Source organism: Actinosynnema sp. NPDC020468, from assembly GCF_040642015.1.
GTDB lineage: Bacteria > Actinomycetota > Actinomycetes > Mycobacteriales > Pseudonocardiaceae > Actinosynnema.
In genome coordinates, this window is record NZ_JBFAEO010000009.1 from 102,494 (window position 1) to 125,108 (window position 22,615).

Sequence of the window (22,615 nt, forward strand, 5' to 3'; positions counted from 1 at the left end):
CTTGTCAGGCCGATCGCGCGACACCCAGCCCGAACCGCCTTGGCGTGCCACGGCGTGACGGCGGCCGGCTGGTGACCCGTCCGGACCACCGCGCCGTGCCGACCTGTCAGGCCGGTTCCCCGACCGCGATGCCGAGCTGCGCCGCCAACCCGACGGCCATCCTGCGCACCGCCGGCGTGTCGTACCGGTCGCACTCGGCCAGCGCGCGGACCCGGTGCTCGCGGGCCTGGGCGTGGTCGCCCGACTCGTCGGCCACGTCCGCCAGGTGCGCCAGGATCTCGATGCGCGTCTCGGTCCAGCGCGCCTCGTCCAACGCCGACACCAGCTGCTCCCGGGCCTGGCCCAACCGCCCGGCCCGGATCAGCGCCAACCCGCGCAGCAGCCGCACCCGGGCGACGCCGGTCGTCGCGCCGTGCTTGCGGAACAACTCCTCGGCCTCGTCCAGCAGCTCCAGCGCGCCCGGCAGGTCGCCGGACTTCGCCAGGCTCTCGGCCAACCGGGTCAGCACCATCGACAGCAGTTCGTCGTTGCCCGGTGCCGTCGCGGTCGCGCGGTAGTGGGCAACGCTGCGCCGCTGCACGGCCACGGCCTCGTCGAACTCGCCCACCGAGTGCAGCATCGAGCCGAGCATCGACAGCGCCAGGTAGTGGCCCGTCGGGTAGTCCGCCCGCTCGAACAGCTCCACCGCCCGCCGGCACTGCCGCACGCCCTCCTCCGCCGAACCCAGCCGGCGCTCGATGGCCGACCGGTAGTACCAGGCCCACGCCTCGGCCCTCGGGTACCGCGCCTCGACCGCCGCGGCCGCCGCCTGGTGGTGCACGGCCAGCGCCTCCCGCGGCTGACCGCTGAGCACGTACAGCGCCCACGACACGTAGTTCAGCTGCTCGGCCACCGCGCGCCCGTCGCCCAGCGCCCGCGCGGCCGTCGCGCCCGCGCCGAACACCTCGCGCCACAGCTCGCCGGTGCCGCGCAGGTCCGAGTACCAGTGCATCGCGGTCGCCACGTCCAGCACCTTCCGGTGCTCGCCGCGCGCCGCGGCCGACCGCAGCGCGCCACGCCAGTGCGCCTGCTCCTCGGCCAGCCAGCGGTGCGCGGACTCGCGGTCGGGCACCGGGTCCGGCCCGTCGATCACCACCCGCTGATCCGGCTGGTCGTGGTCGAAGTGCAGCGCCGCCTTGGTCGCGACCGCGAGCAGCCAGTCCCGCACCCGGTCGGCGGTGGTCCGCGCCCCGGCCGCGTCCTCGTCGCGCTCCAGCCGTTCCCGCGCGAACACCCGCAGCAGGTCGTGGCCCCGGTACCGGCCGGGTGTGTCGCTGATCCCGATCAGGCTGGAGTCGGCCAGCTCCTCCAGCGCGGCGGTCGCGACGCCCACCGGCTCGCCGGTGACCACGGCCGCGAGCTCGGGCGAGGTGTCCGGACCGGGCACCAGCGCGAGCAGCCGGAACATCCGCGAGGCCGCCGGGGTGAGCTGGTGGTAGGAGATCTCGAACGCGGTGCGCACCTGGAGGTCGCCCGCGGTGAGCACGGACAGCCGGTGCCGCTCGTCCTCCAGCTGGTCGGCGAGGTGCGCGATGCTCCACTGCGGCCTGCTGGCCAGCCGATTGCCCGCGATCAGCAGCGCCAGCGGCACGCCGCCGCACAACCGGGCCACCCGGCGCGCGGCCTGCGGCTCGGCCACCACCCGGTGCGCTCCGGCGACCACGCCGAGCAACTCCACCGCGCGCTCGCCGTCGAGCAGCTCCAGCGCCACCCGGTGCCGCGCGTCCAGCCCGGCCAACGTGTTCCGGCTGGTCACCAGCACCATCGAACCCGGGCTGGTGGTCAGCAGCGGTCGGACCTGCGCCTCGTTGGCCGCGTTGTCCAGCACCAGCAGCACCGCGCGGTCGCGCAGCAGCGAGCGGTAGAACGCCAGCCGGTCGTCGTGGTCGGACGGTATCTTGCGCTCGTCCACGCCGAAACCGCGCAACAGCCGGTGCACGGCGCGTTCCGCGGTCAGCGGCTCGGGGTCCATGCCGCGCAGGTCCAGGAACAGGCACCCGTTGGCGAACCGGTCGGCCAGCCGGTGCCCGGCGTCCACCGCCAGCGCCGTCTTGCCCGCTCCGGGAGGTCCGTGCACCACCGCGATCTGCAACCGGGGCGACGACTCGGCGTCCCGGGCGAACCCGTCCAGCGCCCGCTGCTCGGCCGCGCGGCCGGTCAGCTCGGTCAACACCGGCGGCAGCGCGCACGCCGTGCCCAGTCGCGGCAGGTCGGGTTTCTCCTCCACGACGGCGGTCCGCCGGCCGGCGCGCGCCAACCCGGTGAACTCGCGGGCGTCCTCCTCCGAGAGCCCGAGCCCGTCGGAGAGCAGTTCCACGGTGCGCCGCTGCGGGCTGCGTGCCCGCCCGCGCTCCATGTCGCTGATCGCCCGGACGCTGACGCCGGTCCGCTCGGCCAACTCCTCCTGGGTCATCGGCGCGCGGAGCCGGTAGAACCGCAGGAAATCACCGAAGGCAGTCGTGCCCACGCGGCCGAGCCCCTCTCCGTACCGGGTGCGGAAGTCTTCGGGTGATCGTTCGATCAGGACAATATTCCCACGCGGGGAGATCGTTCCCGACCCGCGGAACCCGTTGTCCGGCACGGAGAGGCGCCGCGCGGTCCTACGGCCTGGGCCGATAGGTCGCCACGGACACCGAGACCGTGACGACAACCACGTCGGGCAACCCGGAGACCAGGTTGTCGAGTCCACGCGAGTCGTGGTGCCACGCGTTGGGCCCCATGGCGACCACCTGCCGCACGGCGTCCCGGTCCAACCGCACCTCGGTCCGCACCCGCGTCCGGCGCAGCGGGGTGAAGTGCGGGTCGAGCTGCTCGGCGACCCGGCTGTCCTTGCGCTCGTCCACCGACAGCAGCCCCAGCGGCCCGATCAGCTCGCGCAGGTGCTCGCCGTCCGGCGTGACGACGACCAGCGCGCCCTCGGGTCGCAGCACCCGCCGCAGCTCGCCGCCGTTGCGCGGCGCGAAGACGTTCAGCACCAGGCCGGCGGCGGCGTCCGCCACCGGGAACTCCTGCCACGCGTCGGCCACCACGGCGGTGAGCCTCGGGTGCGCCTTCGCCGCCCGGCGCGCGGCGAACTTGGAGATGTCGAGCACCACGCCGGGCGCGTCCGGCCGCCGGTCGAGGACCGCCGCGCTGTAGTGGCCCGTGCCGCCGCCCACGTCGAGCACGAGGCCGGGAGCGGGCACGAGGGCGTCGACCGCCTCGACCAGACCGTCGACCACGGCCGCGTAGTGCCCGCGGCCGAGGAACTCGTCACGCGCCCGGACCATGTCGGCGGTGTCGGCGCCGCGCGGCGCCGGTCGGGTGAGCAGGTTGACGTAGCCCTGCCGGGCGATGTCGAAGACGTGGCCGTGCGCGCACACCAGCGCGCCGGCGCCGGGTTCGAACGCGGATCGGCAGTGCGGGCAGCGCAACGCGCCGAGGGCGGGGTTCGACATGGCGGCGGGAAGTCTAGGCCCGGCCGGTCCCGGGGGCACCGTCAGGATGCGCGACTCCGTAGTCCGCGTTGTATAGTCCGCCTGGAATAATCGGAGCCGGTCGGGAGAAGCGCATGGCCGCGGCCACGTTGACGCCGTTGGGTGTCGCCGTGCTGGAGTTGCTGCACGAGCGTCCGATGCACCCGTACGAGATGGCCCAGTTGATGCGCGAGCGGTACGTGGACTCGCGGGTCAAGGTGCGGGCCGGTTCGCTCTACCACACCGTGGAACGGCTCCAGGGGTGCGGTTTCATCGAGGTGGTCGACACCACGCGCGACGGTCGGCGACCCGAGCGCACCGTGTACGGCATGACGCCGGCCGGGCGGGACGCGTTCGAGCAGCGCGGCCGGGAACTGCTCGGCGACCTCGTGCCGGAGTACCCGGCGTTCCTCAGCGGGCTGGCCGTGGTGCACGAGTTGGGCCGCGACATCGCGCTGCTCGAACTGGAGCACCGGCTGCTGCGGCTGCGCGCGATGGTGGCCGCCGACCAGGCCGTGGTGCGCGGGCTCGAGCAGGACGGCACGCCCGAGGTGTTCTGGCTCGACTGGCGTTACACCACCGCGCGCCGCGCGTTCGAACTGGCCTGGACCGAGAAGCTCGTCGACGACCTGCGTGCCGGCGCCATTCCGTTCAAGGAAGCCGGACCCGCGCTCAGCCTCATCTCCAAGGACGACCATGACCGCAAAACAGGCTAATCCGTGGGCCGCGCTCGGCGCGCTGTGCCTGGGCTTCTTCATGATCCTGCTGGACACGACCATCGTGTCCATCGCGATCCCGGACATGCTGCGCGAGCTGAACGCCGGGTTGAACTCGGTCGTGTGGGTGATCAGCGTCTACCTGCTGACCTACGCGGTGCCGATGCTGTTCACCAGCAGGCTCGGCGACCGGTTCGGCCCCAAGCGGGTGTTCCTCGCGGGCCTCGTCGTGTTCACCGCGTCCTCGCTGTGGTGCGGTCTGTCCGGCGACGTCGAGATGCTGATCGTCGCGCGCGCCGTGCAGGGCCTGGGCGCGGCGCTGATGACGCCCCAGACGCTGGCGTTCATCACGCACCTGTTCCCGCCCGCGAAGCGCGGTCCGGCGATGGGGTTGTGGGGCGGTGTGGCGGGGTTGGCCACGATCACCGGTCCGCTGCTGGGCGGCGTGCTGGTGGACCACTTCGGCTGGGAGTGGATCTTCATCGTGAACGTGCCGATCGGCGTGATCGCGATCGTGCTGACCGCCGTGCTGGTGCCGGACTGGCAGCCGAGGCACTCGCACTCGTTCGACCTGGTCGGCATCGTGCTGTCGGCGGCCGGGTTGTTCCTCGTGGTGTTCGGGGTGCAGAACGGCCAGCACTACGACTGGGGCACGGTCACCGGCGGCATCACCATCTTCGAGATCATCGCGGCCGGCGTGGTGCTGGTGATCGCGTTCGTGGTGTGGCAGCGGTACAACCGGCGGGAACCCCTGGTGCCGCTGGAGGTGTTCGGGAACCGGAATTTCTCGGCCGGCACGCTCACCGCCACCACGGTCGGCTTCACGATGACCGGCATGTTCCTGCCGCTGATCATCTACGTGCAGACGGTGCTCGGGTTGAGCCCCACCATGTCCGGTCTGCTCACCGCGCCGATGTCGTTGCTGTCCGGGGTGATCGCGCCGTTCGTCGGCCGGGCGTCGGACCGGGTCAACGGCCGGTACCTGGTGATGGGCGGCTTGGCGTTGCTGGCGCTGGGCATGGGGATCATCGCCTTGCAGGCCCGTCCGGACAGCAACCCGTGGACGTTCATCCCGGCGCTGCTGCTGTGCGGCCTGGGCATCGGTTGCATCTTCTCGCCGATGAGCAACCTGACGATGAACGCGGTCGAGCCGCGCCTGGCCGGCACCGCCTCGGGCATCTTCAACACCGCCCGCCAGGTCGGCGGCGTGCTGGGCAGCGCGGCGATCGGCGTGCTGCTCCAGGCGCGGATCAGCACCTCGGTGACGCAGCACGTGACGGACGCCGCGACCCAACTGCCGGAGCAGTACCGGGCCCCGTTCATCGAGGGCGTGGCGAAGGCGGCGGCGGGGGCGGGCGAGTTCGGCACGTCGGGCAGCGAGACGGCCTTGGCGGGCCTCCCCGCCGACGTGGCCGCCCAGGCGGGCAGGTTGGCGTCGGCGGCGGTGCAGGCGGGCCTGACCGACGCGGCCAGGGTCACCCTGATCCTGCCGATCGTGGTCCTGCTGCTGGGAATCATCTCCGCCGCCATGCTCCGCCGAGTAACCCCACGCCCCACCCCGGCCCAAGTGCCCGCCTGACCATCCGACAACCGGTGCCGCCCGCCGTGGCGCGGGCGGCACCACCGCGCGCCCGAGGCAACCGCGGTCGGCTTTCGCCGCTGTCCGCTGCGCTGCACGTGGTTCGACCCGCTGTCCAACGCGCTGCGGTCGGCACCGCCCACCGCTTCGCGCACGGTGCCCCTAGGCGCTCGACGGGTCTGCGGTCGGCTCGGCGTACGCGGGGCTGCGCCGTGTGTGGTTCGGCCAGTGCCTCCACGCCGCAGCCTTGCCGCCCACCGCTTCGCGTGCGGTTCCTCGAGACACTCGACGGGGCTGCCGTCGGTCTCGGCGTACGCGGGCCGCATCGCGTGTGGTTCAGCCCGCTGGCTCCCCGCCGCAGGCGTTGCCGCCCAATGCATCCCGTGCGTTTTCACCGGGCACCTGCCGCGGCCGCGGTTGGCTTTCGCGGATGTCCTCTGCGCTGCGTGTGGTTCGGCGCGATGTCCCACGCGCGTTGCGGTCGGCTCCGCCCGCCGCTTCGCGTGCGGTTCCTCAAGACACTCGACGGGGCTGCCGTCGGCCTCGGCGTACGCGGGCCTGCGCCGTGTGTGGTTCGGCCGCTGGCTCCACGCCGCAGCCGTTGCCGCCCAACGCATCCCGTGCGTTTCACCGTGCGCCCGGCGTGGCTTCGGTTGAGTTCGGACGATGTCCGCTGCGCTGCGCGTGGTTCGGCTGGATGTCCTGCACGCGTTGTCGCCCAACGTATCGCGTGTGGTTCGACGTTGGGGATGGCGCTGCCTCAAGCGATCTGCTTCCCGTGCTGTGCTGCCACAGGTTGTTCGTCTCGGCCGTCGCGTGCCGCGTGGGTGGTGAGGCGGAGAGTGTGGGGATTGTTCAACGAGGGGATTGTTCGCGCAGTGCACGATCTTGGTGCGCAGTTGTGGCGCGCTAGAGGAAACCGGGCCGTCCGTCGAGGTACGGGGTCGGTCGGTGCGGTCAGCGGCCGAGGTTGGTGAGGAAGGTGGTGTTGTCGGGGGACTTGCGCAGGCCTTCCAGCAGGGTGTCGATCGCGTTCTCGCGGCCGTCGAGCGCGCGGCGCAGTAGCTTGGTGGCCGCGGCTTCCCGCGGCGTGAGCAGGAGGTCGTCGCGGCGGGTGCCCGAACGCTGGACGTCGATGGCCGGGAACACCCGGCGGTCGGCGGTGCGGCGGTCCAGGTGGAGTTCGGCGTTGCTGGTGCCCTTGTACTCCTCGAAGATCACCGTGTCGCCCAGCGAGCCGGTGTCCACCAGCGTGGTGGCGATGATCGTCAACGAGCCGCCGCCGTCGATGTTGCGCGCCGCGCCCAGCAACCTCTTGGGCGGCGCCAGGGCCGTCGTCGCCACACCGCCGGACAGCACCCGCCCGGACGACGGGGCGGCCAGGTTGTACGCGCGGGCCAGGCGGGTCAGGGAGTCCAGCAGCACCACCACGTCCTGGCCCAGCTCGACCAGGCGCTTCGCGCGCTCGACCGCCAACTCGGCCAACGCCGTGTGGTCGCGGTGCGGCAGGTCGAACGTGGCGGCGACGACCTCGGCCGGCACGGCCCGGGACAGGTCGGTGACCTCCTCCGGGCGTTCGCCGACCAGCACCATCATCAGGTGGCACTCGGGGTGGTTCTTGGCCACACCGTGCGCGATCGACCGCAGCACGGACGTCTTGCCCGCCTTGGGCGGCGCGACGATCAGGGCGCGCTGGCCCTTGCCGATCGGCATCACCAGGTCCGCGGCGCGGGTGGTCAGCTCGTGCGGCTCGGTTTCCAGCCGCAGGCGTTCGGAGGGGTGCACGGGCACCAGGTCGGCGAACGCGGGCCGACCGGGGGAGTGCCTGGGGTGCAGGCCGTTGACGGTGTCGACGGACGCGAGCACCTTGCCGTGCCGCCCGGTGATCGCGTCACCGCGGCGAAGTCCGTGCTGTCGCACGAGGTTCGCCGGCACGGGGACGTCGTGCGGGCTCGGCAGGTAGCCGTCGACCCGCAGGACGTGGCGGTTGTCGGCGACGTCGAGGACGCCGGCGACGAGTTTGTCGTCCACAGTGGACGTTTCGGTGGTCATGGTGTCATCTCCTACGAGACGGTGGTACGGGTGAGCGTGCTGTGGTGGGGTGACAGAACCGGGCAAGGCCGACGAAGGCCACATCCGACTGTCGGTTCGGGAGAATCCCGGGAGATCTCGTGGAACCCGGCCGTCCAGGCCTCAGGTCCACGGAATGCCACAGACGCTACACCCGCCGCGCGGGACAGCGCAACCACCTTCCTCGGGAGACGTCCGTCACCCCACGATGTTCCGGTTGGCGCGGAACAGGTTGCGCGGGTCGTGCGCGGTCTTGAGGTCGAGCAACGCGCGGTAGGTGTCCGCCGACCAGCCCGTGCGCGCCTCGAGCGGCTGCGGGCCGTAGGTGAAGTTCGGGTGCGCGCCCAGGGTCCACGGCGCCACGGCGTCCAGCGCGGGCTCGCGGTCCGGCGCGGTGATCACCCGCACCGCGTACGCGGCGTCCCGGTGGTCCACGGCGACACCGGCCGGCCCGCGCCGACGCAGCGCGCCACCCAAATGCCGCAGGTCCACCACGTTCTCCCGGTTCGCGGCCAGCAGGTCGGACGCGTCGGGCAGGTCGGAGAGCACCGCGTTCGCCGCCCGGTAGGCGTGCGGGTGGTCCGGGTCGCGGTGGATCGTCGCGCAGTCCCGGTACGGCAGCACGCGCAGGTCGTCGGCCAGGGGAGTGCCGATCGCGCGCAGCGGCTCGACCAGCCGCTCACCGTCGGAACCGCGGTGCGCCAACCGGATCGACGCCGCGTACCGACCGCGCAGGTGGTCCGGCAGCACCGGCAGGTCCGGGTACCGCAGCACGGCGAGTGACGACGTCACCGACTCCGGCGCGGTCCGGGTCCAGTCCAGCCAGGTGCGGACGGCGCGGTCCACCAGCGGCGCGTCGAACAGCAGCTGCCCGCCGAACACCTCGCGCACCGGGAACAGCGCCACGTCCAGCGACGTCACGACGCCGAAGTTGCCGCCGGTGCCCAGGATCGCGCCGAACAGCTCGTCGCCCGGCTCCAGCACGCGTACCCGCGCGTCCGCCGTGACGACCTCGAGCCGGGTCACGTGGTCGGCGGCGTAGCCGAATTCCCTTGCCAGCAAACCGATTCCGCCGCCCAACGTGTAGCCGACCACGCCGACCGACGGCGACGACCCGTTCACCGGCGCGAGCCCGAGGTCCGCCGCCGCGTCGACCAGCGCGCCCGACCGGACACCCGCCTCGACCCGCGCGGTCGTGCCGGTGATCCGCAGGCCGGTCATCCGCCGGGTGCCGATCAGCACGCCGTCGGTCGGCGCGGACAACCCGTGCCCGGTCGCCTGCACCGCCACGGGCAGGTCGTTGCGGGCGGCGAACTCCACCGCGAGCCGCACGTCCTCGGTGTCGACCGCACCGACCACGAGCGCGGGGTGGTGGGTGAACGCGGTCTGGAAGCCCTCGACCTCCTCGCGGTAGCCGGGGTCGTCGGGGCGGAACACGGGTCCGGTGAACGTCATGGCTTCAGCCTGCGCGCGACCCGATCAGAAGTCCAAGAGCTGAATCTTCTCCCGGCTAGAATGACTGCTTATGGAACTGCGCCAGCTCCGGTACTTCGTGACGGTGGTCGAGGAGGCCAACTTCACCCGCGCCGCCGAACGCCTGCACGTCGCCCAACCCGGGGTGAGCGCGCAGGTCAGGCAGCTGGAGCGGGAACTGGGCCAACCCCTGCTCGACCGCACGGGCCGCACCGTCGTGCCCACCGAGGTCGGCCGGGCCGTGCTGCCCTACGCCCGTGCCGCGCTGGCCGCCGTCGAGGGCGCGCGAGAGGTCGTGGACGAGCACACGGGCCTGTTGCGCGGCCGGGTGGTGATCGGGCTGGTGTCGGGCGCGGCGACCGACGAGTTCGACGCGGCGTCGGTGCTGGCGGACTTCCACGACGACCACCCGGGCGTGGACATCGCGCTGACCGAGGACACCTCCGACCGCATGCTCGCCGCCGTCCAGCGCGGCGAGTTGGACCTCGCGATGGTCGGGTTCGGGCCGCAGGACCCGCCGCCCGGCGTGGAGTTCGCGGTGGTGCTCGACGAGGTGCTGGTGGCCGCGGTGGCGGTGGACGACCCGCTCGGCGACACCGCGCGCTGGGTCGACCTGCGCGACCGGCCGCTGATCTGCCTGTCGGAGGGCACCGGGCTGCGCGCCGTGCTGACCGCGACCTGCGCCCGCGCCGGCGTCACGCCCAGGGTGGCGTTCGAGGGCGCGGCGCCCGGTCTGCTGATCCGGTTGGCCGCGCGCGGACTGGGTGTCGCCGTCGTGCCGGGCCTGGCGGCCGACCAGGCGCAGGCCGCCGGGCTGCGGGTCGTGCCGATCACCGAGCCGACCGCGCACGCCCGGATGGCGCTGACCTGGCGGGAGCACGGCCCGACCTCGCCCGCCGCCCGGGTGCTGCTGGACCGGTTGCGCGCGGCGTTCGGCGCGCCGGCGGGTTGATCAGCCGGCGAACGAGTTCTTGATCATGTCCCACAGCGGCGCGAGGAGGTCGGCCGCCAGGTTCCGCAGCGCGGGCACGAAGATGATCAGCGCGATCACCAGGGCCAGGTAGGGCGCGATGCCGCCCTTGCGCCGTTTGGACGCCATGTGCCACCCCGACCTCGAGTTGTGCCGACGAGTGCCGACGAGGGCAGTGTATTCCGGACACACCGGTCACCTCTTCGGCTGTGCGGGACCTGGTTGGGCCGAACGTCGGTAACCCGGAGGAGTGAGTCCGTTAGGTCGCTTGTGCCCTCTTTCGTCGTACTGAACACTGCGTTCACCCAAGCGGGTGACAGGACTTCGGGAGGACGTCTGTGGGATCGACAGCCCGGGCGCTCGGCGGCGTGGTCGCCGTGGTCGCGCTCGTCGTGGGGATGACGCCGGGAGCCGCGGCGGCGCCGGGGAACGACCGGCTCGCCGCGGTCGACTGGCGGCCGTGCGACGAGGTGCCCGAGGTCGAGTGCGGCGTGCTGCGGGTGCCGGTGGACTGGGCGAACCCCCGCGGCGGGACGCTCGACCTCGCGCTGGCCAGGCGCAAGGCGGCGGACCCGGCCAAGCGGGTCGGCAGCCTGGTGATCCACCCCGGCGGCCCGGGACCGTCCGGCGTCGAGTTCGCCTACGCGGCGCCGTACTGGTTCAGCCAGGACGTGGTGGACCGGTTCGACATCGTCGGGTTCGACCCGCGCGGGGTGGGGCGGAGCAGCCCGATCACCTGCTCGGCCGACGTGCTCGCGCGCCGACCGTCGACCTACCCCACGACGCAGGCCGGTTTCGCCGCGCTCGGGAGCTACAACCGCGAGCTGGCCGCCGACTGCCGGGCGCGCAGCGGGCCGGTGTACGACCACAGCGACTCGCTGTCGGTGGTCGAGGACGTGGACGCGATCCGCCGGGCGCTGGGCGAGCGGAAGATCAACTACTACGGGCTGTCGTACGGCACGCTGGTCGGTCAGCAGTACGCCGAGCGGCACGGGCGCAACCTGCGCGCCATGGTGCTCGACTCCAACCTGGACCACGGCGTGGACGCGTGGGGCTTCAACGAGGGCACCGCGACGGCCGCCGAGGACTCGTTCCGCGAGTTCGTGAAGTGGTGCGGCGCCACCGAGTCCTGCGCGCTGCGCGGCCGGGACGTGGGCGCGTTCTTCGACGACCTGCTCGCGCGCGCCGACCGGGGCGAGATCTCCGAGCCGGGCGACCCGACGCGCCGGGTGACCGCGAGCCAGATCGTGGACTACGCGCTGCTGTCCTTCTACGACCCCAGTTGGACGCAGCTCGCGCAGTGGTTGGTGGCCCGCGCGGAGACCGCGGGCGGCGCCAAGGCGTTCTCGACCGACGCGGTCGCCTCGCCGTTCGTCCCGATGTTCTGCCAGGACTGGCAGATCCGCCCGCGCACGCTGCGCGAGTACACCGGCCTGATCCGCCGCGCCGGTGAACTCGCGCCGCACATGTCGCGGGCGTTCCTCGGCCACCAGGTCGTGCACGGCTGCGTCGGTCTGCCCGACGCGACCAACCCGCAGCGCCGGCCGCGGTTGTCCGACTCGCCGACGATCCTGATGCTCAACAACCTGCACGACCCGTCGACCGGCTACGGCTGGGCGACCTCGCTGCACCGGCGGACGCGCGGCAAGACCGTGCTGCTGACCTACGAGGGCTGGGGGCACGGCTCGTACCTGCGCACCGACTGCGTGCGCGCGGCGGCCGACCGCTACCTGATCTCCGCGCGCGCGCCGCTCGACGGGACCCGGTGCGCGCCGGCGGAGTCACCGGAACTGCCGATCCCCACCGCGGCCGCCCGGACCACCGCGCCGGTGCGCGCCACGCCGACGGGCTGGTGAGGCCGGGCCGACGGGTGGGCAGACCTCGCTCACCCGTCGGCGGCCGCGCTCGCGTCGTGCGCGGCGTGGGCGCGGTCGATCTCGGCCATGTGGTCCTCGGCCCACGCGCGCAGCGCCGCCAGCGGCACCTCCAGCGACCGGCCGAGCGCGGTGAGCCGGTAGTGCACGCGCGGCGGCACGGTCGGCTCCACCCGGCGACCGACCAGGCCGTCGCGGACCAGCCCGCGCAGGGTCACCGACAGCATCTTCTGCGACACCCCGGGCATCCGCCGCCGCAGGTCCGCGAACCGCACCTCGCGCGGGTCGTCCTCGGCGAGCACCTTCACCACCATCGACGTCCACTTCGTGCCGACGCGGTCGAGCAGGCGGCGGGTAGGGCAGGCGGGGTCGAACAGGTCCCCCCGCGCGGGGCGTTCCGGCCCGGTGGTCACCTCGACCTCACCACCTGTCGTGACAGTGCCGTCTTGGCGGCGTCCTCGGGGTCACCTAGCGTTTCCAGGTAACCAATGGTAACCACAGGGGGACGCATGCCGACCACCGAGATCACCCCGATCCGCACCAACGGCGTCCGGTTGAACGTCGCGATCACCGGCACCGGCCCCGTCGTCCTGCTGCTGCACGGCTTCCCGCACACCTGGCGGCTCTGGCACGAGGTCGTCGGCCCGCTCGCCGCCCACCACCGCGTCGTCGCGCCGGACCTGCGCGGCGCCGGCGGGAGCACCCGCGCACCGGACGGCTACGACGCCGCCACCCTGTCCGCCGACCTCCTCGGTCTGCTCGACGCGCTCGGCGAGCCCACCGCGGCCGTGGTCGCGATCGACGCCTCCGTGCCCGCCGCGTTCCTGCTCGCCCTGCGGCACCCGGACCGGGTCCGCCGGCTGGTGCTGATGGAGTCGCTGCTGGGCGACCTGCCCGGCGCGGAGGACTTCCTGGCGCACGGCCGCCCGTGGTGGTTCGGCTTCCACGCGGTGCCCGGCCTGGCCGAGGCGGTGCTGGTGGGCAACGAGGCGCGGTACGTCGACTGGTTCCTGGACGCGGGCACCCTCGGTCGGGGCGTGCCGGAGCCCGTCCGCGCCGCGTTCGTCGCGGCCCACACCGGCGCCGAGGCGCTGCGCTGCGCGTTCGAGCCCTACCGGGCCCTGCCCGCCACGTCCGCCCACCTCGCGGCCGCCGTGGCCGGGAACCGGCTCACCACACCGACCCTGGCCGTCGGCTCGCACCCGGTGGGCCCGGCGCTGGCCCGCCAGTTGGCGCCGGTGGCCGACGACCTGACCACGTGCGACCTGCCGGACTGCGGCCACCTGATCCCGCTGGACCGGCCGCGCGAGCTGCTGGCCGTCCTGGAGCCCTTCCTGGACGGACACCGCGCCGCCCCTCGGTAGTCCACAATGGACCAGAGGTGCGGCGCGCGGGTAATGCGGTTGGCCGACAACGACTCCGGTGTCATGATCGTCGCCATGGAAACGGATCCGGCGACCTTCCTCGCGGGTGTCGCCACCCAGTGCGCGGAGTTGGTCGAGAGCCAGTACGGCAGGCGGTTGGACTTCGGCGTGGAGAGCCTGGTGGTACTCGACGCGGTGTGCGGGGAGCTGCTCGAGGACGGCGCGCTCGAGGGTCCGCGCCTCGACCTGTGGTGGAAGCTCGTCGGCGCGTACACCGGCGAGGTGCTGGTCCGCGTGTACGGCGGGACGTGGGTGGAGCACGAGAACGCGCCCGGCGCGTTCGCGGTGTCCGTCCGGGGCAACACGGCGTTCCCGTTCGGCGTCGCCGGCAAGGTGCTGACCGGCGAGCCGTACAAGAGCCTTTCCGCGTTCGTCCGGGCGCTTCCGGCCGTCGTCGCGCAGGGGGAGCGGAACGACTGACGGCGGCGGTCGGGTCGACGGGGTGTAGGCCGCATGGGCGCTTTCGCCCGTGGCGCAACGGATCTACCGTCGGGTGGCCCGTCCGTGCACACAGGGGGAACGATGAACTCTCGAGGACTGCTCGCTTTCCTGGCCGCCGGTGTGGTCGCCGCCGGGGTCGCGGTGTCGGTCGCGCCCACGGCGGGCGCGGTCACCGGGGCCACGGTGACCTGCTGGACCGGGCAGTCGCGGTACACCTGCAACGCCGACCCGACGGACTTCTTCGACGAGACGATCGGCAAGATCACCTGGCAGGTCAACGGCGCCGTGCTCCAGTTGACCCGCAACCTGCCGACGACGGGGTCGCGGCTGTGCACGCCCGGCACCACGGTCACCGCCAAGGTGACGTTCGTGGACCAGTACGGGCGCGCGACGGCGACGGACACGGTGACCTGCGCGGCCTGACGGGCCGGCAGTGCGCGGAGGGCGTCGGGGTAGTGGCCACCCCGGCGCCCTCCGCCGCGTCTCGCGGCCGTCGGCTTCACATTTTTGACGTTCACCCAACACCGTTCCACGATTACCCAGCCGGTGTAGTGGATTGATTCCACAGACGGCGCGAGCCGTCCGTGAAGAATTCCTCGTCCGGCTGTTTTGGCAGCTCAGAGGGCCTGTGTCGGGTTCGGTGGGGTATTCGGCGAGCTGTCCTGTGGATTCGGGTCTTCCCGATTTGCCCGAATGGCTCGTACGGTCGGCCGGCGAGTTCAGCCAACCCTGCCGAATGAAGGAAATCAACCATGCGCAGAGCATTGTCGCGCGCTCTGGGAGCGGTCGCCTGCACGACCGCCCTGGCCGCGCTCGGCGCACCGGTCGCCCTGTCCGCACCCGCGCCCGCCGAGCCGACGATCGTCAACGCGGGCGGCGCGGACGCCGTGGCCGGTCGCTACATCGTGGTGCTCAAGGACGGCCAGGGCGCCGCGTCGTCGTCCTCGCTCGCCGCGAAGCACGGCGGAAAGGTGCGCCACACCTACAACTCCGTGCTCAACGGCTACTCCGCCTCGATGACGGCCGCCGAGGCCGCCGCGGTGGCGAAGGACCCGGCCGTGAAGTACGTCCAGCAGGCCACCCGGATGGTCGCGCTCGACACCCAGAACAACCCGCCCAACTGGGGCGACGACCGGATCGACCAGCGCGACCTGCCGCTGAACAGCGCGTTCGACTACCCGGCGAACCCGGGTCAGGGCGCACGCGTGTACGTGCTGGACTCGGGGATCAACGCCAACCACGCCGACTTCACCGGTCGGATCGCGGCGGGCTACGACTTCGTGGACAACGACTCCACCCCGCAGGACTGCCACGGCCACGGCACGCACGTCGCGGGCACCGCGGCCGGCACCACGTACGGCATCGCCAAGAAGGCGACGATCGTGCCGGTGCGGGTGCTGGACTGCTCGGGCAGCGCGACCGACGACGACCTGCTCGCCGCGGTCAACTGGGTCAAGGACAACGCCGTCAAGCCCGCCGTGGTGAACTACAGCATCGGTTGCCGCCAGCGCTGCACCAACACCACTCTGGACAACGCGGTCAAGGCCCTGATCGCCAGCGGCGTGCAGTGGGTGCAGGCGGCCGGCAACTCCAACGACGACGCCTGCGGCTACAGCCCGCAGCTCGTCCCGGCGGCCATCACGGTCGGCAACAGCACCAAGACCGACACCCGGCGCAGCGACAGCAACTACGGCTCGTGCCTGGACATCTTCGGTCCGGGTGACAACATCGTGTCGGCGTCCTACAGCAGCAACACGGGCAGCGCCACGATGTCCGGCACCTCGATGGCCTCGCCGCACGTGGCGGGCACCGCCGCGGTGTACCTCGCGCAGAACCCGTCGGCGACGCCGGCGCAGGTGCGCGACGCGCTGGTCACCAACGGCAGCAGCGGAAAGCTCTCGGGCATCAACTCCGGTTCGCCGAACGTGCTGCTGTACAGCGGTTTCCTCAACGGCGGCACCCAGCCGGGCTCGCCCTCGGTCACCAACCCGGGCAACCGGACCGCGACCGTCGGCCAGGCGTTCTCGTTGCAGCTCAACGCCTCCGGCGGCACCACGCCCTACACCTGGTCGGCCACCGGCCTCCCGGCCGGGCTGTCGATCTCGGCGTCCACCGGCCTGATCTCCGGCACCCCGACCGCCGCCGCGACCGCGAACGTCACCGCGACGGTCAAGGACAACGCGGCCAAGACGGGCTCGGCGACGTTCACCATCACGGTGGGCACCACGACGCCCGGCTGCGCGCCGGCCACCAACGGCACCGACGTCGCGATCCGCGACCTGGCCACGGTGAACAGCCCGGTCACGGTCTCCGGCTGCACGGGCAACGCCTCGGCCACCGCGACCGTGGCGGTCGACATCGTGCACACCTACGTGGGCGACCTCGTGGTGAGCCTGGTCGCGCCGGACGGCAGCACCTACGTGCTGCACAACCGGGCCGGCGGCTCGGCGGACAACATCAACCGTTCCTACACCGTGAACCTGTCCTCGGAGCCGCGCAACGGCACCTGGCAGCTGCGCGTGCAGGACGCCTACGTCAACGACACGGGCTACATCAACAGCTGGACCCTGACGGTCTGATCCCGACCCGCCGCGGAGCGCTCCGCTCCGCGGCGGCAGGTCCGTTCGGCCCACACCACCCCGGTTTTCCCGATCCCTCGCCCGAGGGTTTTCCGCACCCCGGCCATTCCGCTCGTGTGGTCCAGACCACTAGGGTCACGTCACTCGTTCTGGTGGCGGAGGTGCGGAATGGCGTTGTCGGGCCGGATCGTGGCGGCGGTACTGGGGGTCGCGCTCGCGGCGGTGGCGGCGCCACCGGCCTCGGCGGCGACGGGGCCGACGGGTGACATCGTCTACAGCGCGCGCAGCGGCGGGCAGGTGCTCGCGCTGACGTTCGACGACGGCCCGTCGCCGACCTGGACGCCGCAGCTGCTGGACCTGCTCCGGGAGCAGAAGGTGCGGGCGACGTTCTGCCTGCTGGGCGGCCAGGTCAAGCTCTACCCCGACCTGGTGAAGCGGATCGTGGCCGACGGGCACGCGCTCTGCAACCACTCCATGTACCACGAGGACTACGGGGCCAAGACGCCCGCGGAGGTCCAGGCGGACCTCGTCGCGACCAACGACGCGATCCGGCAGGCCGCGGGCAACCCGGCGGTGCCGATCACCTACTTCCGGGCGCCGTTCGCCAGCTGGGGCGCCGCGCCGCAGATCGCGGCCGGGCTCGGGTTGTCGTCGCTGGCCTGGACGGTCGACCCGCGCGACTGGGACGGCTCGCCGTCCGACGTGCTGATCGACCGGCTGTCCGCGCAGGTCTACCCGACGGCCGTGACGCTGAGCCACGACGGTGGCGGCGACCGCGGGCCGACGCTGGCCGCGTACCGCGAACTGATCCCGCGCTGGAAGGCGGCCGGCTGGTCGTTCGACCTGCCCGCGGTCACCGGCGGCCCGTACCCGCCCGCGTGCACCGCGGCGGCGTGGGGCCGGGACACCTCCTACGTGGGCGGCAGCCGGGTGTCGTTCGGCGGCCGGGTCTACCAGGCGAACTGGTGGACCCGCGTGGAGAAGCCGTCGACCGCGCCGTGGGTGTGGAGCGACCTCGGCCCGTGCTGATCGCGGAGGTCGACCGCCGGGTCAGCTCTCCCGGCGGTCGGTCCACGCGGTGTCGAGAACGCGGGTGAACGTCTCCTGCGGCTGCGCGCCGGACACCCCGTAGCGGCCGTCCACCACGAAGAACGGCACGCCCGTCGCGCCGAGCCTCGACGCCTCGGCCTCGTCGGCGCGCACCTGGTCCAGGTGGGCGGTCGGATCGGCCAGCACCCGCCGGGTTTCGGCCTGGTCGAGCCCCGCACCGTCCGCGATCGTCGTCAACGCGTCGGCGGTGAACAGCGATGCGGCCTCGGCGAAGTGCGCCTCGAACATCCGCTTCTGGAGCCTGCCGCGCAGGCCGTGCCGCGCGGCGAGGTGCAGCAGCCGGTGGGCGTCGAGCGTGCTGCCGACCTCGCGGTCGGTGCGGTAGTCGAGCCCCTCGGACCGGGCGAGCTCCGCGACCTGGCCGTCCATGTCCGCGCCCCGCGGACCGAACTTGGCGACCAGCATGGCGGTCACCGACTCGGTCGTGTCCCGCTTCGGCTCCAGCTCGAACGACCGGTGCACGACCTCGACCTCGTCGCGGTGCGCGAACCCGGCCAGCGCCCGGTCGAAGCGGGTGGTGCCGATGTAGCACCAGGGGCAGACGAGGTCGGACCAGATGTCGACGCGCACGGTGTTCCTTCGGGACTCTGCGACGGGGCGGCGTCCATGCTAGTCGTTCTCCCGGCGGCCGCCGGTCCACAGTGGAGGAGCGGCGTCACCCGGACACGACGCGCGCGCCGTGCGCCCGCGCGTCGCCCTCGAGCCGGTCCTGGAGGCTGAAGAACAGGTCCGCCGCCCGGATGCCGATCCACTCGGGCGGCAGCAGCTCCTCGGGCAGGCCGGGGTCCAGGTAGGGCAGTCGCCGCCAGTCGGTGAGCAGCCGGACGTAGTCGGCGAACGCGAGCCGCTGGTCCACCGACCGCTTGCGCCGCCACCGCTCGAGGACCGGGCCGTGCTCGGTGAGGAACGCCGAGTACAGCGCCTCCAGCTGCTCCAGGTCCCACCACTGCCGGACCTTCCCGGCCAGGTCGCCGAAGGCCAGGTGGTCGGCCCGGAACAGGTCCGCGTAGCCGTGCAGGTCCTGGCTGCGCAGGAGTTCGGCGGTCGGCTCGTGCAGGTGCGCCGGGGCGATCCACACCCCCGGCGCGGCGGTGCCGAAACCGAGCCTGCTCAGCTGGGTGCGCAACAGGTGCCGCCGGTGCCGTTCGGACTCCGGCACCGAGAACACCGCGAGCAGCCAGCCGTCCGCGAGCGTGGCCCGCTTGCGGCGGAAGATCCGGTGGTCGCCCTCGTCCAGGATCGCGAGGCCGGACGGGGACAGCGCGTAGCCCGCCGACCCCTCCCGGCGTTGCGCCAGCAGCACGTCGCGCCGCTTGAGCCGGGAGATGGAGGACCGGACCGCCGGCTCGTCGATGTCCAGCTCGCCGAGCATCCGGACGAGGGACGCCACCGACAGCCAACCGCCCCGTGCCCGGGAGAACAGGCCGTACAGCGTCACGATGAACTGCCGGGGCTGGGCCGCCGTCGCGTAGCTCTCCGCGTCCGCGAGCCCGGCCCCGTCCGATCCGGTAGCCACCGCGTCACGGTATCAGTGCGCTACCAGGCGGGATTCCCGACGCGGCGTCGCGCACCCGGGCCCGCAGCCGGTACCGCTGCACCTTCCCGCTCGGCGTCCTCGGCAGCTCGGCCACGAACTCGACCCGCCGCGGGTACTTGTACGGCGCGATCACCGACTTCACGAACGCCTGGAGCTCCGCCGCCTTCGCCTCGTCGCCCGCCACGCCGTCCGCCAGCACCACGAAGGCGTGCGCGATCATGCCCCGGTCCGGGTCCGGTGCGGCGACCACCGCGGTCTCGGCCACGTCGGGGTGCTCCAGCAGCGCGTTCTCCACCTCGGGTCCGGCGATGTTGTACCCGGCGGAGACGATCATGTCGTCGTCCCGGGCCTGGAACCAGAAGTAGCCGTCCTCGTCCCGGACGTACCGGTCGCCGGTCAGGTTCCAGCCGTCCCGCACGTAGTCGAGCTGGCGGTCGTCGGCGAGGTAGCGGCACCCGGTGGGTCCCTTCACCGCCAGCCTGCCGGGCATGCCGTCCGGCACCGGTTCGCCGTCCTCGTCCAGCACCGCGGCGTGGAAGCCGGGCACCACGCGGCCCGTCGCGCCCGGCCGGATGTCGTCGTCGGCGGCCGAGATGAAGATGTGCAGCAGCTCCGTGCCGCCGATGCCGTTGATGATCCGCAGCCCCGTCTCGCGGCGGAAGTGCTCCCAGGTGGCCGCGGGCAGGTGCTCGCCCGCCGACACGCACCGCCGGAGCCCGGCCAGCTGCCCGGCCTTGCCGGCGGCCAGCATGGCCTTGTACGCGGTCGGCGCGGTGAACAGCACCGTCACCCCGTGCCGGGCGACGGTGTCGGCCAGCTCCTCGGGCGTGGCGCGTTCCACCAGGAACGTCGACGCGCCGAACCGCAGCGGGAACACCACCAGGCCGCCGAGGCCGAAGGTGAAGCCGATCGGCGGCGTGCCGGTGAACACGTCGTCGGCCACCGGTTTGAGCACGTGCCGGGCGAACGTGTCCGCGCACGCCAGGACGTCCCGGTGGTAGTGCATGGTCGCCTTGGGCCGCCCGGTGGTGCCGGACGTGGGCGCGAGCAGCACCACGTCGTCGGCCGCGGTGTCCACGCAGGTGAAGGAGTCCTCTTTGGACGGACAGCGGGCGACCAGGTCGTCCGGGCCCGGACCGCCGTAGGTCAGCGTCGGCAGGTGCTCGGGCAGGTCGGCGGTGAACCGGTGGTCGGTGACGACCAGGTCGGCCGCGGTGAGCGTGACGAGCTCGGCGATCTCCTTGGCGCGCAACAACGGCATCACGGTCACCGCGACGCCGCCCGCCTTCACCACGGCCAGCCAGGCGGCCACCGTCCACGGGTTGTTGGGTCCGCGCAGCAGCACGCGGTTGCCCGGTCTCAGCCCGAAGTCGTCCACCAGGACGTGTGCGATCCGGTTGCTGCGCGCGGAGAGCTCGCCGTAGGTCAAGGTCTCCTCGGGGCCGCGCAGGCACGGCCGGTCCGGGCCGAACCGCCGGATCGCGCCTTCCAGCAACTCCTCCGCGCAGTTGAGCCGCTCGGGGTAGTGCAGCTCGGGGCGGTCGAACAGGAACTCGGGTTGCCGGTCCGGCGGCGGGAGGTGGTCCCGGCAGAACGTGTCGACGTGGGCGGATCCGGGCATCGGCAGCACTCCTTTCCCGGAGTGTCGAACGCTCGTCCTGGTGTGGACGATCAGGCGCGGAACGGGGTGTCGGCGTAGTCGCCGGCCAGCAGGGTGCCCGCACCGGGTGCGAAGGCGGGCAGGTCGAGCGCGCGCATCAGCTGGTGCGCGGTCGCGATCGACGCGGAGAGCACGGGTTTGCCGAGTTCGCGCTCGACCACCTCGACGGTCTCCAGCGACGGCATCTGGACGCACGCGGACAGCACGATCGCGTCCGCGTCCCGGTGGTCGAGCGCGGCCGCGATGCCCACCAGCGCCTTCGGGTCGTGCGCGGCCACGTCGAGGTTGTCCGGTATCTCCAGCGCGGTGTAGTCGGTCACCGCCACGCCCTCGTCCCGGATGTAGCCGACCACGGTCTCGGTCAGCGGCCGCAGGTACGGGCACACCACGGTGATCGACCGCGCGCCCAGCAGGTGCAGCGCGTCCACCAGCGCGCCGGCGCTGGTGACCACGGGCGCGGGCGCGCCGTTCTCGGCGGTGACCGCGGCCAGCGCCCGCTCGGAGGTGCGGTGGTAACCCCGGCCCAGGCTCATGATCGCGACCAGGCAGGCGTAGCCGAGGACGTCCACCCGCGCGTCGGACAGCTCCGCCGCGCACCGGCCGGAGTCCGCGTCCATGGCGGCCAGTTCCTCCGCGCTCACCCGCTTCATCCGCATCCGGCTGGAGTGGAAGGTGAACCGCTCGGGCGCCACCGCCTCGCGGGCCCGGAAGATCGCCGGGATCTCGGTTTCCATGGTCACGTTGGAACTCGGCACGATCTGGCCGATCCGGAAGGTCCTCACCGGACGTCCACCACCGGGTTGCGCAGGGTGCCGATGTGCTGCACGGTCGCCTCCACCACGTCGCCTGGCCACAGCCACCGCTGCGGCGACATCCCCGCGCCGACGCCCGCCGGGGTGCCGGTGGCGATCACGTCGCCGGGTTCCAGGGTGATGCCGGCGCTGATGTCGGCGATCAGCTCCGGGATCCGGAACAGCATGTACCGGGTGCTGGACTTCTGCCGGACCTCGCCGTTGACCTTCAGCGACAGTTCCAGCGCGTGCGGCTCGGGGATCGCGTCGGCGGTGCGGACGCCCGGCCCGAACGGCGCGTAGGTGTCCTGGCCCTTGGAGTAGAGCCACAGCCCGCCCCGGCGCTGGTCGCGCGCGCTGATGTCGTTGAGCACGCTGTAGCCGAACACGTGCTCCAGCGCGCGTTCCGCCGGTACCCGCTTGGCGGTCCGGCCGATCACCACGGCCAGTTCGCACTCCCAGTCCAGCTGCTGGGTGAGGTGGCCGTTGTGCTCGATCGCCTCCTCGGGGCCGATCACCGCGGTGGCGGGCTTGGCGAACAGCACCGGTCGCTGAGGCAGTTCCTGGGCGGTGTCCAGGGCGCGGGCGGACTCGGCGACGTGCTCGGTGTAGTTGAGCCCGACCCCGATGATCTTCCCGGGTCGGTACGGGGCGTGCAGCACGACCCGGTCGGCCGGGTGCGTCACGTGCTCCGGCACCGGGTCGGCGAGCAGGGCCGCGACGGCGGCCGTCGCGTCCTGGCGCACGACCTCCAGCAGGGTGTCGGGCACCCGCGCGGACCGCTCGGCGGCCAGCGCGGCGACGTCGACCACGTCGGAGTCGCGGCGCACGCCGAGGCGGTGGCGGCCGTTGTCGGTGGAGAAGTTGACCAGCAGCATGGGATTCGTCCGTTCCGGG

20 protein-coding genes are annotated in these 22,615 nt (G+C 72.7%); 9 read left to right on the plus strand and 11 right to left on the minus strand.

What is annotated here, in order from left to right:
- Positions 1-106: 106 nt before the first annotated feature.
- The gene (locus tag AB0G50_RS09790) at positions 107-2,506 is read right to left on the minus strand and encodes a helix-turn-helix domain-containing protein (RefSeq protein WP_360104517.1); all 2,400 of its coding nucleotides are present in this window, start codon (positions 2,504-2,506) and stop codon (positions 107-109) included.
- A gap of 133 nt (positions 2,507-2,639) precedes the next feature.
- Positions 2,640-3,476, minus strand: a complete 837-nt coding sequence (locus AB0G50_RS09795) for a putative RNA methyltransferase (protein WP_360104520.1) — start codon at positions 3,474-3,476, stop codon at positions 2,640-2,642.
- A gap of 113 nt (positions 3,477-3,589) precedes the next feature.
- Between AB0G50_RS09795 and AB0G50_RS09800 the strand changes: the two genes are divergently transcribed.
- A complete protein-coding gene (locus AB0G50_RS09800) occupies positions 3,590-4,210 on the plus strand; it encodes a helix-turn-helix transcriptional regulator (RefSeq protein ID WP_360104523.1) in 621 nt (206 codons plus the stop codon).
- Positions 4,191-5,789, plus strand: a complete 1,599-nt coding sequence (locus tag AB0G50_RS09805; RefSeq protein ID WP_360104526.1) for a DHA2 family efflux MFS transporter permease subunit — start codon at positions 4,191-4,193, stop codon at positions 5,787-5,789. Before AB0G50_RS09800 ends, AB0G50_RS09805 begins: the two co-directional genes overlap by 20 nt.
- A 957-nt stretch (positions 5,790-6,746) precedes the next feature.
- Here AB0G50_RS09805 and rho read toward each other — a convergent pair.
- Both rho and AB0G50_RS09815 read right to left on the minus strand, forming a co-directional pair.
- Positions 6,747-7,841: a transcription termination factor Rho gene (rho, locus tag AB0G50_RS09810; protein WP_360104529.1), complete on the minus strand. Its 1,095-nt coding sequence runs from the start codon at positions 7,839-7,841 to the stop codon at positions 6,747-6,749.
- Between the two features lie 216 nt (positions 7,842-8,057).
- Positions 8,058-9,314 (minus strand): FAD-binding oxidoreductase, encoded by a 1,257-nt coding sequence (locus AB0G50_RS09815; protein ID WP_360104532.1) that lies wholly within the window; start codon positions 9,312-9,314, stop codon positions 8,058-8,060.
- Positions 9,315-9,384: 70 nt separating this feature from the next.
- Here AB0G50_RS09815 and AB0G50_RS09820 point away from each other — a divergent pair, with 70 nt between their 5' ends.
- Entirely contained in the window at positions 9,385-10,284 is a 900-nt protein-coding gene (locus tag AB0G50_RS09820; protein ID WP_360104535.1) for a LysR family transcriptional regulator, read from the plus strand.
- On the opposite strand, the gene AB0G50_RS09825 is transcribed toward AB0G50_RS09820, so the two are convergent.
- Positions 10,285-10,431, minus strand: coding sequence for a hypothetical protein (locus tag AB0G50_RS09825; RefSeq protein ID WP_360104538.1), 147 nt, complete (start codon positions 10,429-10,431; stop codon positions 10,285-10,287).
- A 209-nt stretch (positions 10,432-10,640) separates the two neighbouring features.
- Between AB0G50_RS09825 and AB0G50_RS09830 the strand changes: the two genes are divergently transcribed.
- Entirely contained in the window at positions 10,641-12,158 is a 1,518-nt protein-coding gene (locus tag AB0G50_RS09830) for an alpha/beta fold hydrolase (RefSeq protein WP_360104541.1), read from the plus strand.
- A gap of 29 nt (positions 12,159-12,187) precedes the next feature.
- Here the strand turns inward: AB0G50_RS09830 and AB0G50_RS09835 are convergent, their stop codons facing one another.
- The gene (locus AB0G50_RS09835) at positions 12,188-12,589 is read right to left on the minus strand and encodes a helix-turn-helix domain-containing protein (RefSeq protein WP_360104544.1); all 402 of its coding nucleotides are present in this window, start codon (positions 12,587-12,589) and stop codon (positions 12,188-12,190) included.
- Between the two features lie 96 nt (positions 12,590-12,685).
- Between AB0G50_RS09835 and AB0G50_RS09840 the strand changes: the two genes are divergently transcribed.
- The 5 genes from AB0G50_RS09840 to AB0G50_RS09860 all read left to right on the plus strand — a co-directional run bounded on the left by AB0G50_RS09840 (position 12,686) and on the right by AB0G50_RS09860 (position 17,649).
- The gene (locus AB0G50_RS09840) at positions 12,686-13,540 is read left to right on the plus strand and encodes an alpha/beta hydrolase (RefSeq protein ID WP_360104547.1); all 855 of its coding nucleotides are present in this window, start codon (positions 12,686-12,688) and stop codon (positions 13,538-13,540) included.
- Positions 13,541-13,615: 75 nt separating this feature from the next.
- Positions 13,616-14,020 carry a hypothetical protein gene (locus tag AB0G50_RS09845; protein WP_360104550.1) on the plus strand — a complete coding sequence of 135 codons (405 nt, stop codon included), beginning with the start codon at positions 13,616-13,618 and terminating at the stop codon, positions 14,018-14,020.
- A 102-nt stretch (positions 14,021-14,122) separates the two neighbouring features.
- Positions 14,123-14,464, plus strand: coding sequence for a hypothetical protein (locus AB0G50_RS09850; RefSeq protein WP_360104553.1), 342 nt, complete (start codon positions 14,123-14,125; stop codon positions 14,462-14,464).
- A gap of 329 nt (positions 14,465-14,793) precedes the next feature.
- On the plus strand, positions 14,794-16,620 hold the full coding sequence (locus AB0G50_RS09855; RefSeq protein ID WP_360104556.1) for a S8 family serine peptidase: 1,827 nt from the start codon (positions 14,794-14,796) through the stop codon (positions 16,618-16,620).
- A gap of 168 nt (positions 16,621-16,788) precedes the next feature.
- Complete coding sequence (locus tag AB0G50_RS09860; RefSeq protein WP_360104559.1) at positions 16,789-17,649, plus strand: polysaccharide deacetylase family protein; 861 nt, start codon at positions 16,789-16,791, stop codon at positions 17,647-17,649.
- A 21-nt stretch (positions 17,650-17,670) separates the two neighbouring features.
- On the opposite strand, the gene AB0G50_RS09865 is transcribed toward AB0G50_RS09860, so the two are convergent.
- The 5 genes from AB0G50_RS09865 to AB0G50_RS09885 all read right to left on the minus strand — a co-directional run bounded on the left by AB0G50_RS09865 (position 17,671) and on the right by AB0G50_RS09885 (position 22,596).
- Positions 17,671-18,300, minus strand: coding sequence for a DsbA family oxidoreductase (locus AB0G50_RS09865; protein WP_360104561.1), 630 nt, complete (start codon positions 18,298-18,300; stop codon positions 17,671-17,673).
- An 85-nt stretch (positions 18,301-18,385) separates the two neighbouring features.
- Positions 18,386-19,246: a PaaX family transcriptional regulator C-terminal domain-containing protein gene (locus AB0G50_RS09870; protein ID WP_360104564.1), complete on the minus strand. Its 861-nt coding sequence runs from the start codon at positions 19,244-19,246 to the stop codon at positions 18,386-18,388.
- Positions 19,247-19,250: 4 nt separating this feature from the next.
- Entirely contained in the window at positions 19,251-20,888 is a 1,638-nt protein-coding gene (locus tag AB0G50_RS09875) for an AMP-binding protein (RefSeq protein ID WP_360104567.1), read from the minus strand.
- Positions 20,889-20,938: 50 nt separating this feature from the next.
- On the minus strand, positions 20,939-21,709 hold the full coding sequence (locus AB0G50_RS09880) for an Asp/Glu racemase (protein WP_360104570.1): 771 nt from the start codon (positions 21,707-21,709) through the stop codon (positions 20,939-20,941).
- Positions 21,706-22,596 (minus strand): fumarylacetoacetate hydrolase family protein, encoded by an 891-nt coding sequence (locus AB0G50_RS09885; RefSeq protein ID WP_360104573.1) that lies wholly within the window; start codon positions 22,594-22,596, stop codon positions 21,706-21,708. Before AB0G50_RS09885 ends, AB0G50_RS09880 begins: the two co-directional genes overlap by 4 nt.
- Positions 22,597-22,615 lie beyond the last annotated feature (19 nt).